This window comes from Fulvivirga kasyanovii (genome assembly GCF_009711405.1).
GTDB lineage: Bacteria > Bacteroidota > Bacteroidia > Cytophagales > Cyclobacteriaceae > Fulvivirga > Fulvivirga kasyanovii.
Genome location: NZ_SMLW01000422.1, coordinates 1 through 9,681, shown reverse-complemented (window position 1 = coordinate 9,681; position 9,681 = coordinate 1). Strand labels below are relative to the sequence as shown.

At 43.9% G+C, this 9,681-nt stretch carries 9 protein-coding genes; 4 read left to right on the top strand and 5 right to left on the bottom strand.

The window, feature by feature from the left end; translation table 11 throughout:
* Window positions 1-2 precede the first annotated feature (2 nt).
* Window positions 3-890: a lipoyl synthase gene (gene lipA, locus E1163_RS06060; RefSeq protein ID WP_155170544.1), complete on the bottom strand. Its 888-nt coding sequence runs from the start codon at window positions 888-890 to the stop codon at window positions 3-5.
* A gap of 63 nt (window positions 891-953) precedes the next feature.
* A complete protein-coding gene (locus E1163_RS06055) occupies window positions 954-1,685 on the bottom strand; it encodes a hypothetical protein (RefSeq protein WP_155170543.1) in 732 nt (243 codons plus the stop codon).
* Between the two features lie 93 nt (window positions 1,686-1,778).
* Here E1163_RS06055 and E1163_RS06050 point away from each other — a divergent pair, with 93 nt between their 5' ends.
* On the top strand, window positions 1,779-2,183 hold the full coding sequence (locus tag E1163_RS06050) for an OsmC family protein (RefSeq protein WP_155170542.1): 405 nt from the start codon (window positions 1,779-1,781) through the stop codon (window positions 2,181-2,183).
* On the opposite strand, the gene ytxJ is transcribed toward E1163_RS06050, so the two are convergent.
* The 3 genes from ytxJ to E1163_RS06035 form a co-directional block, all read right to left on the bottom strand.
* Complete coding sequence (ytxJ, locus tag E1163_RS06045; RefSeq protein WP_155170541.1) at window positions 2,173-2,514, bottom strand: bacillithiol system redox-active protein YtxJ; 342 nt, start codon at window positions 2,512-2,514, stop codon at window positions 2,173-2,175. The genes E1163_RS06050 and ytxJ overlap by 11 nt on opposite strands.
* Window positions 2,515-2,625: 111 nt before the next feature.
* On the bottom strand, window positions 2,626-5,091 hold the full coding sequence (locus E1163_RS06040) for a hypothetical protein (protein WP_155170540.1): 2,466 nt from the start codon (window positions 5,089-5,091) through the stop codon (window positions 2,626-2,628).
* A gap of 96 nt (window positions 5,092-5,187) precedes the next feature.
* On the bottom strand, window positions 5,188-7,167 hold the full coding sequence (locus tag E1163_RS06035; RefSeq protein WP_155170539.1) for an alpha-ketoacid dehydrogenase subunit alpha/beta: 1,980 nt from the start codon (window positions 7,165-7,167) through the stop codon (window positions 5,188-5,190).
* A gap of 80 nt (window positions 7,168-7,247) precedes the next feature.
* On the opposite strand from E1163_RS06035, the gene E1163_RS06030 reads away from it, so the two are divergent.
* The 3 genes from E1163_RS06030 to mnmC2 form a co-directional block, all read left to right on the top strand.
* On the top strand, window positions 7,248-8,498 hold the full coding sequence (locus E1163_RS06030; RefSeq protein WP_155170537.1) for a M16 family metallopeptidase: 1,251 nt from the start codon (window positions 7,248-7,250) through the stop codon (window positions 8,496-8,498).
* A gap of 6 nt (window positions 8,499-8,504) precedes the next feature.
* Window positions 8,505-8,984 carry a 2-C-methyl-D-erythritol 2,4-cyclodiphosphate synthase gene (ispF, locus tag E1163_RS06025; protein WP_155170535.1) on the top strand — a complete coding sequence of 160 codons (480 nt, stop codon included), beginning with the start codon at window positions 8,505-8,507 and terminating at the stop codon, window positions 8,982-8,984.
* A partial coding sequence (gene mnmC2, locus E1163_RS06020; protein ID WP_155170533.1) for a tRNA (5-methylaminomethyl-2-thiouridine)(34)-methyltransferase MnmC2 occupies window positions 8,984-9,681 on the top strand: 698 nt, incomplete at its 3' end. The genes ispF and mnmC2, both read left to right, overlap by 1 nt.

Below are 9,681 nucleotides of genomic sequence, written 5' to 3'. Positions count from 1 at the left end.
TTTTATATAGGAACATTTACATGACGTTCCGCATGATAAGAAGATCTCACCAGGGGTCCTGACTCAACATACTTCAAGCCCCTTTTCAGCCCTTCTTCCCTATAAGCTGCAAACTGGTCAGGGTGAATAAATTCTGCAACCTCAAGGTGCCTTTTAGTAGGCTGCAAATATTGCCCAAGTGTTAAGATATGCAGGCCATGCTCAGCAAGATCATCCATAGCCTTATGTACTTCATCTACCGTTTCCCCAACTCCTAGCATAATACCTGATTTTGTGCGCTTACCGGCTTCATTAGTCAGCTTTATCTGCTCCAGGCTTCGTTGATATTTCGCCTGAGGTCTTACTCTTCGATATAAGCGCTCCACGGTCTCAACGTTGTGTGACACAACCTCCTGCCCTCCTTCGATCATACGATACAGTGCGTCCCAGTTACCTTTCACATCCGGAATAAGTGTTTCAATAGTTGTTTCCGGGCTCAATTTCTTTGTTTCTACTACGGTTTGATACCAGATTTCAGCGCCGCGGTCTTTGAGTTCATCACGGTTCACCGAAGTGATCACGGCGTGCTTCACTCCCATGAGCTTAATAGCTTCTGCTACACGTTTGGGCTCTTCGGCATCATACTCAGGCGGACGGCCTGTAGCTACCGCACAGAAAGTACAACTCCTTGTACATACATTGCCCAATATCATGAAGGTGGCGGTACCTGCTCCCCAACACTCACCCATATTCGGGCAATTGCCGCTCTCGCAAATGGTATGCAGCTTATGGTTATCAACCAGCTTCCTGACTTTAGCGTACTCTTTGCCTATTGGCAATTTTACCCTTAGCCAGTCAGGTTTGCGCCTTTTCTTTTCTTCTCCTTCTGAAATTACCGGAAGTTCTATCATAGCATCTGTATTTAAGCTGCAAAATTATGAATTAACGTTTTCATTACCATAAGCAACCACTGATTATCTACGCTTTCCGTAGAACAGGGTGATGAAAGCCGTGGGAAATATTGCCTTGTTATCAGCGGTTTCTATGAGGGGAATTTCTTTGGTATAGGCATCCAGCAAAAAGCCGGCTTCAAAACCTGTGACACTGGTCTTAGAAGTCCCCAATTCGAAACTCAGAGCTGCTTTAACATTGGCTCCTAATTGAATTTTAGATTCCTGAATGCCTTGAAGGATATGACCTGTTCCCAGAATAAAATCAGCATTATGTTTATAGGGATCATACTGCTCTTTGCGTGAAGATACTGAAGGATTGCTTCTGCCGTCAGCATCATAATCGATGTAATACGGAGCGACAATTCCTATTGAAGGGCCTATTGCAGTTATTAATTTCAGTTCTACGCCTTGCTGCGGGGCTTTTCTAAACAAGATCAATTCCCGACCGTATTGCGCTCTGATCGCGTAGAGGTAATTGGTTTTGCCGTATATGAAAAGGTTTCCTGTGATATTTGAGTTGCGCCTTACTTCCAATGGGTGTTTTACATTGACCACTTCCACGCCAAGACTTTGGTACAGCTTATCTCCAATTCGTTTGGAGCTGCGTATCATAAAGCCACCTATCAATCCACCGGCCGTATTTTTATTAATTCCCCATACAAATTCTTTCTCATAGCTTTCAGCATCATTATCCTGAGCTGAGCTGAACAAAGGAAATAATAAGAGCAAAAGGAAGTACGCTTTTTTGCGCATATTTAAATAATTGGGAATAAAAGATTCTTTAAATTTAGCGATTATATGCTGTAACGCAAATTACTAAATTATAGTTTAAAATCGAACACAATTATGCACTCGATGACCACCGAATATTTGGGCGATCTGCGAACCTCTGCCGTTCACTTAAAATCAAATAATAAAATTATAACTGATGCTCCCGTTGATAACAATGGCAAAGGCGAAGCCTTTTCACCGACTGACCTGGTAAGCTCTGCCTTAAGCAGTTGTATGATGACGCTTATGGGAATAACAGCAAGCAGGGAAGACATAGACCTTACAGGCCTTAAAGCCAATGTAACCAAAGTAATGGGCGCAAACCCCAGAAAAATAGCTGAAATCAAAATTGACTTCAGCATTGACAATTTAAATGCTACGGACGTTCAGAAAGAAAAGCTAAAGCGTGCAGCACTGACTTGCCCTGTGGCGCTAAGCCTTTCTGAAAGCATTAAACAAAGTGTGACTTTTAGTTTTTAGCGAAATCTTTAATGGTGCTATAGTTGATGCCCATGTGGGAATCATTGTAAACGGCCTCACCGTCTTTTATGATAAGCACCTGAGGAGACTCATGCCTTACATTAAAAACCTCGGCCACTTCATTGGAAACATTACGGTTTTGAATCAGGTCGAGGTAGTAAGGCTTAATATTAACCATCTCCTGGTCCGACCATGACCTTTCAAGCCTGTTTAATGCCATATCACTTATGGAGCAACGAGTACTGTGCTTAAATATCATAACCAGATTCTCACGAGACTCTTCTTTGATCCTTTCCAGATCTTCGCTACTGTTCAGTCTTATCCAATTCATATATAATTTTAATTATAGGTTGCCATGACATTGGCTGTTACTTTCCAAATTTTCTAATAAACTTCACCATAAAAGCAATAAGGATTTATAAAAGTTTCTTAATTGCAAAAATTAATCGTACCAAATATCCTCTTCCCTTTTATCGTAACGCGGCTTTCTTTCCTTCTGCTTTAGGTTATCAGGCTGGTTTTCATTCTTCTTGAAAAATTTTGCCCATAATAGCTTAAAGCTGAATGTCTTGTCTTTCTCAGCTTTGCCATTTGATTTACTGCTCAGGTATTTAAAGTCAGGGTGTCTGTCTTCAACACGTTTCTTACGCATCTTAATATTGCCCTGATAATTACCTGCTTGTATAGATGCGCGGGAAGGGCCGATCCCCTTAAGGGCATCATCAGCACCTTTCGGGTTTTTCTTATAATTTGGCATTTTCAAGCGTCCCTGATACTCCATTCCCCTGGCCGTACCCTTACCCGGCGGCTTGGTCACCAATGCTTCCTCAGCGGCTGATTTACTCCGTTTCCTTTTTGAAGTAACCTTTATATTACCCTGATATGGCTTTTTTCTAAAGTAGATTTCATCTGGTGGCTTGATCTTCAAGGCCTCCTCAGCCGAGTTTGGATTCTTCTTATAGTGGAACTGCTTTATGTTACCACGATATTTATGGTCATCATTCGGTCCTTTTTCGCGTAAATACGCTCTGGACAGGTTACCTTTATATTTTTGTGCATCATCAGGCCCTTTCTCAAGCATATATTGTCGTATATTGCCTTGAAATTTAGCAATTTTATCGTCCTGATCCCTTGGCTCACGCCCCTGTACAGCCTTTCCTTTATTGTTCCAGCCGGCCCTACTTATACTGCCTCCGCCTTTTAGCGGCTTACCTCCTTTAATATTACCCTGGAATCTCGCTACACGATTATCCTGCTCTCGCGGATCACGGCCTCGTATTGCCTTACCTTTATTATTCCACAACTTGCCGCTAATGCTGCCTCCGCCTTTTAAAGGTCTGCCTTTCTTGATATTGCCCTGGAACCTGGCTACACGATTGTCCTGCTCCCTCGGTCCTCGGCCCTGAACAGCCTTACCTTTGTTATTCCATCGCTTGCCACTAATACTTCCACCTCCCTTTAAAGGCTTTCCACCCTTAATATTACCCTGGAACCTTGCCACACGGTTGTCCTGCTCTCGCGGTCCTCTACCCTGCACTGCTCGCCCATTGTTATTCCAACGTTTACCGCTTATGCTGCCTCCTCCTTTCAAAGGTCTGCCTTTCTTCACATTACCCTGAAATCTCGCTACGCGGTTATCCTGTTCTCTAGGCCCTCTGCCCTGAATTGACCGACCATTATTATTCCATCGCTTGCCGCTGATACTGCCACCGCCTTTCAGCCTCCTGCCTCCTTTAACATTACCCTGAAACCTTGCCACACGGTTATCCTGCTCACGAGGCCCTCTGCCTTGAACTGCCCGGCCATTATTGTTCCACCGTTTGCCACTGACGCTTCCTCCACCTTTAAGCGGCTTACCAGACTTAATATTACCCTGAAATTTCCAGGCTCTTTGGGTACCCTCACCTGGGGGTCTTGTAGATGGAGACCGTCTTCCAGCCCTTTCCTTTCTTGAGCTTATAGACTTGTAGCCACCCCCTTTAAGCTTTCCTCTGTATGCCTTGTCTCCCTTTCTCTTACCTTTAGGATACGTTTGAAAATGGGAATCATTGAATTTAGGTTGCCCCGAAGTCCTTATCCTCAGTTTGTTGCCTGATATATCTTTCTTCCATGCTTTTTCTTTTGTACGGCTGATAGATTTATAACCAGCTTGTATTTTTCCTCTGTAGGCCTTATCTCCTCTCCTGCCCTTGCTGGTGTATTTAACATCCCTTGGCCTTTGGACAGATGGTCTGTCAGTGGTTCGTTTGGTTCTGAATCTTCTTCCGGTAATATCTCCCTGAAAGGCTTTCTCCCATTTTGATCTCTCCCTGATAGCATAAGGCTTCTCACGCTTTCTTACCCTGTAAGCTCCGGAGGCAGATCTTGGAGTAACTCTTCTTACTCTTCTTGGCCGTTCCGGATCACGAGTAATGGAGCGTCCGGAACCTTTAACCTGCTGGTATGAGCGCTTCCCCGTAAATGTTGTACGTATGGAGCCTGAGCTGGCTCGTCCTGCGTTACCTTTCCATGCTTTTTCCCGATCTCTGGATGAGTATCTTGGTGTTTGTTTAAAAGCCTTTGCCCTGCTGGCCTCACTCGTCCTTTTTCTGCCGGCATATGGATTTGGCTTGGCAATGCGGGCGCCCCATTTGGGACGTGTAGATCTTTTGGATTGAAATTTCCGGCCGGTTATATCACCTCTAAAAGCACGTTCTCCCTGTTTCGAACGAACTTTAAATTTAGTAGCCCTGAGCTTCCTTTTGTTTGACTTTCCTTTATCTCCCCTTCTTTTCAGGCGGCGGTTACTCTTGTTCCGCTTTTCCTGCATTTTTTCATAGCGCGATTTCTCCTGAGCCTGCACTTCAGGAGTATTCACACCTATGATGAATACCATCATTGCCCCGGCTAACAAAAGCCGGAAACTCATGGTAAAATTGAAAAATTTAAATTGACTCAGGATACTCAATTCAGGCGAAATCTGTTAAAAAATAAATTAGCCAGCCTTTAAAACGCACTAATTTAATTAAAATTCCACCAAATCCTTAATTTTTTGTTTTAGCCTGCCCTTCGGTAAGAAATTTTGCTCTAAGGCCGGAGAAAACGGAACAGCCGTATCCAGGCTGGCTTCCCTTAAAACAGGGGCATCCAAATGACGGAAACAATGTTCACTGATCCATGCACTTATTTCACCACCTATACCACCGGTCATGCAGTCTTCATGTAAAATCAGTACCCGGTTGGTTTTCTTTACGGTAGCCTCCACAGCCTCTTTATCCCACGGCAGCAACGACCTCAGATCCAGGATATCCGCAGAAAGCTCAGGCAAAGTTTGCATTACTTCTTTGGCCCAGTGCACACCCATCCCATAAGTAATGATGGAAAGATCTGTACCCTCCTCTACCAGATTGGCCTTACCAATTTCGATCGTGTAATAATCATCATGGATATCATCACTCAAAGACCTGTACAGGAACTTGTGTTCGAAGTAGATCACGGGGTTAGGATCTTCAATGGCTGCACATAATAAACCTTTGGCATCTGCCGGGTTTGATGGGTAAACGACCTTCAGACCAGGCGTATGGAAAAACCAGGCTTCATTGGACTGGCTATGGAAAGGTCCTGCTGCCACACCCGCACCCGTAGGCATCCGCACGACAACATCAGCATTCTGTCCCCAGCGATAATGTGATTTGGCCAGATTATTAACGATTTGGTTAAATCCGCAGGTAACAAAGTCTGCAAACTGCATTTCTACGACAGACTTTTGCTTTTTAATGGACATACCTAAGCCGATGCCAATAATAGCTGACTCACATAGTGGTGTGTTGCGTATTCTGCCTTTACCAAATTTATCCACAAAACCTTCTGTTATTTTAAACACACCACCGTACTCCGCTATGTCCTGCCCCATTACAACCAGTTCAGGGTATTTTTCCAGGCTTTGGCGCAGACCGTCAGAAATAGCATCTACATATCTTTTTGTAGATTTTGTCTCAGTTGATGGCGATTTTACTTCCTGTACAAAGGGTGCATACATATCCGCAAGCTCTTTGTCGGTAGTAGCCTGGGGCATTTCTTCGGCATAAGCTTTTTCCAGTCCCTCATCGATATCTTTCTGAATAGCCTTGCGGTACTTTTTAATATCAGCCTCAGTAATCACCTTCTCCTTAAGGAGATACTTTTCATAATTTTCCAGAGGGTCCTTTTTGGCCCATTTCTCCATCAACTCCTTTGGTACATACTTAGTGCCGGAAGCCTCTTCATGCCCCCTCATCCTGAATGTCATGGCCTCCACGATCACCGGGTGGGGATTCCTGCGTACGTTTTCTGCCAATTGCTTAAGGGTATCATAAACCTCAAGCACATTATTACCATCTACCTTTATGGCATCGATTCCATATCCGGGGCCTTTATCAACAAAGCTTTTGAACCTGAACTGTTCGTTGCTTGGTGTAGACAGTCCATACCCGTTGTTTTCTACAACAAAGATCACCGGCAGATCCCAAACCGCAGCTACATTAAGGGCCTCGTGAAAATCACCCTCACTGGCACCTCCGTCCCCTGTAAATACCAGGGTAGCCTTTTTCTGGTTTGTGAGCTGGTTCGCCAGGGCAATTCCATCTGCCACCGCCAGTTGAGGTCCTAAGTGGGAGATCATACCTACAATATGATGATCATTGGTGCCAAAATGAAAAGACCGGTCGCGACCATTGGTAAAGCCTGACAGTTTTCCTTGAAACTGAGCAAACAAACGGCTATAAGGAACATCCCGCGTGGTGAAAACACCTAAATTCCGGTGCATCGGAAGAATGTATTCATCATTTTCAAGCGCTTTGGTGGAGCCAATAGAGATGGCTTCCTGTCCAATACCGGAAAACCATTTGCTAATTTTGCCCTGCCTGAGAAGGATCAACATCTTCTCTTCAATCATTCTGGGCCTCAATAAAGCTTCATAAAGCTCCTTTAATATTTTATCGGAATAATTCTTCCTGTCAAAATGCATATTTCAAAATTTAGTAAGCAAAATTAAAGCATTGGTATTATCTGCAAAATGATGCGATATTTTTATTTTTGCCTTACACAATGATAGAATTTAAAAGCTTTACACTCGAAAACGGACTCAGGGTAATAGTTCACGAAGACCCTGCGGTTCAGGTCGCTGTTTTAAATATTCTGTACGATGTTGGCTCCAGGGATGAGCACCCTGAGAAGACTGGTTTCGCCCATCTTTTTGAACACCTGATGTTCGGTGGCTCCAAAAACATAGCAAACTATGATGAAGCATTGCAACTAGCCGGAGGTGAAAACAATGCCTTTACCAGTACTGATATCACCAATTACTACATGACCTTACCTGCGCAAAATCTGGAAACGGGATTTTGGCTGGAATCAGACCGTATGCTCAGCCTGTCGTTTGATCCCAGGGTGCTTGAGGTACAGCGTAAAGTAGTTATTGAAGAATTTAAGCAACGCTACCTTAACCAGCCTTATGGCGATCTTTGGTTAAAGTTCCGCCCTTTGGTATACAAAAAACATTCATACCAGTGGCCTACCATCGGAAAGGAAATCAGTCATATAGAAAATGCTACGATGGAAGATGTGAAGGCCTTCTTCAATAAACACTATGTCCCGAACCAGGCCATTATGGTTGTAGCAGGAAAAGTAGAGTTTGATGAAGTGAAGCGACTGTCTGAAAAATGGTTTGGCCCGATACCTCGGGGCAACGATTACAAAAGAAGCCTGCCACGAGAACCAGAGCAGCAGGAAAGGCGCTTTATGGAAATAACTGCCGATGTTCCGGCTGACGCACTTCACATGGCATTCCATATTCCCGGAAAATTTGATGATGGTTATCATGCTGCAGACCTTATCAGCGACATTTTGGGCAGAGGCTCATCCTCAAGGCTTTACGAAAAGCTGGTAAAGGAAAGTGAGATATTCAGTTCGATAGGCGCCTCAATTACCGGCTCGATAGATCCTGGCCTGCTCATCATCAACGGAAAAGTTTCGTCGGGTATACCCATTGAAAAAGCCGAAGAAGAAGTACAGGCTGTGATTGACGAACTCATCACCCTGGGAACTACGAAACAAGAACTTGAAAAGGTTAAAAATCAGGCCGAAGCCAGCCATGTGATGTCAGAGGTTGAGGTATTGAACAGGGCCATGAACCTTGCTGTTGCCACACTCTCAGGTGATACTAATCTTGTAAATGAAGAAACGGCAAAAATCCAGCAGGTAACTGTGGAACAGATTAATAAGGATGTAAAAAAGATACTGGCACCAACAAACTGCTCAGTGCTTCATTATAAGTCAAAGCAAAAAGGAAAGATATAACAGGCAATGAAAATAAGGACCGGATTTGGTTATGACGTACACCAACTTAAAGAAGGGTCGGAATTCTGGCTGGGTGGCATTAAAATAGCACACACCAAAGGAGCTGTAGGCCATTCTGATGCAGATGTACTGATCCATGTAATATGCGATGCCCTGCTTGGGGCTGCCAACATGCGTGACATCGGCTTCCACTTTTCGGATACGGATCCAAAGTTTAAAGGCATAGACAGCAAAATACTCTTAAAAGAGGTAATGGAACTGCTCCGTGACAAAGGATGGGAGGTTGGAAATATTGATTCAACCATTTGCCTTCAACAGCCTAAGATCAACCCTCACATTCCGGAAATGAAGAAATGCCTGAGCGGCGTTATGAAAATAGACGAAGAAGACCTGTCTATTAAAGCCACTACTACTGAAAAACTAGGGTTTGTTGGCAAAGAAGAAGGAGTAGCCGCCTATGCCACCGTACTGATTACCAAAGGCTAATGACCAAAGAAGCCGAAAATAATGAAGGCAAAATAAGGCTCATCACTACGGATGACGGGTCGCATTCCTTGTATGTACCAGCTCTCAATGAAACTTATCATTCATTTCACGGTGCTGTACAAGAGTCGCGGCATGTCTTCATTGAAATGGGCTTAAAGTACAGGATCAATCAAGGACTTAAAAGTGCCCATATTTTTGAGGTAGGACTTGGTACCGGTCTCAATGCTTTGTTAACTGCCGAATTTGCATTTAAATACCAAATACAAATTCGGTTCACCTCCATTGAAGCTTTTCCTGTAGGCTATGAACTGGTTGAGCAACTTAACTATGCTTCGTACCTTGAAGCGCCAGAGGCTAAGTCGTGGTTTGAAACTATTCATAAAAGCACCTGGAACGAAGATGTTATAATTAATCCTTTCTTTACCCTCCATAAGGTGCAGGCTAAGCTTGAAGAATATCAGGCACCTCAAAATACCTTTGACATTGTCTTTTTCGATGCATTTGCCCCCAACAAACAGGCGGAACTGTGGGACTTAAAAATCCTATCCGACATAGCTCAATCTATGCACCCCGAAGGCATATTCGTGACCTATTGTGCTAAGGGTCAATTAAAAAGAGATCTTCAATCTCTCAATTTGAAGGTCGAAACTTTGGCAGGTCCTCCCGGTAAAAAGGAGATGGTTCGGGCCACCAAATC

Excerpts from the sequence above, each read along its gene's own strand:
- E1163_RS06050 (WP_155170542.1), top strand. The coding sequence starts at position 1,779 with ATGCACTCGATGACCACCGAATATTTGGGCGATCTGCGAACCTCTGCC.
- ytxJ (WP_155170541.1), bottom strand. The coding sequence starts at position 2,514 with ATGAATTGGATAAGACTGAACAGTAGCGAAGATCTGGAAAGGATCAAA.
- E1163_RS06040 (WP_155170540.1), bottom strand. The coding sequence starts at position 5,091 with ATGAGTTTCCGGCTTTTGTTAGCCGGGGCAATGATGGTATTCATCATA.
- ispF (WP_155170535.1), top strand. The coding sequence starts at position 8,505 with ATGAAAATAAGGACCGGATTTGGTTATGACGTACACCAACTTAAAGAA.
- lipA (WP_155170544.1), bottom strand. The coding sequence starts at position 890 with ATGATAGAACTTCCGGTAATTTCAGAAGGAGAAGAAAAGAAAAGGCGC.
- E1163_RS06035 (WP_155170539.1), bottom strand. The coding sequence starts at position 7,167 with ATGCATTTTGACAGGAAGAATTATTCCGATAAAATATTAAAGGAGCTT.
- E1163_RS06055 (WP_155170543.1), bottom strand. The coding sequence starts at position 1,685 with ATGCGCAAAAAAGCGTACTTCCTTTTGCTCTTATTATTTCCTTTGTTC.
- E1163_RS06030 (WP_155170537.1), top strand. The coding sequence starts at position 7,248 with ATGATAGAATTTAAAAGCTTTACACTCGAAAACGGACTCAGGGTAATA.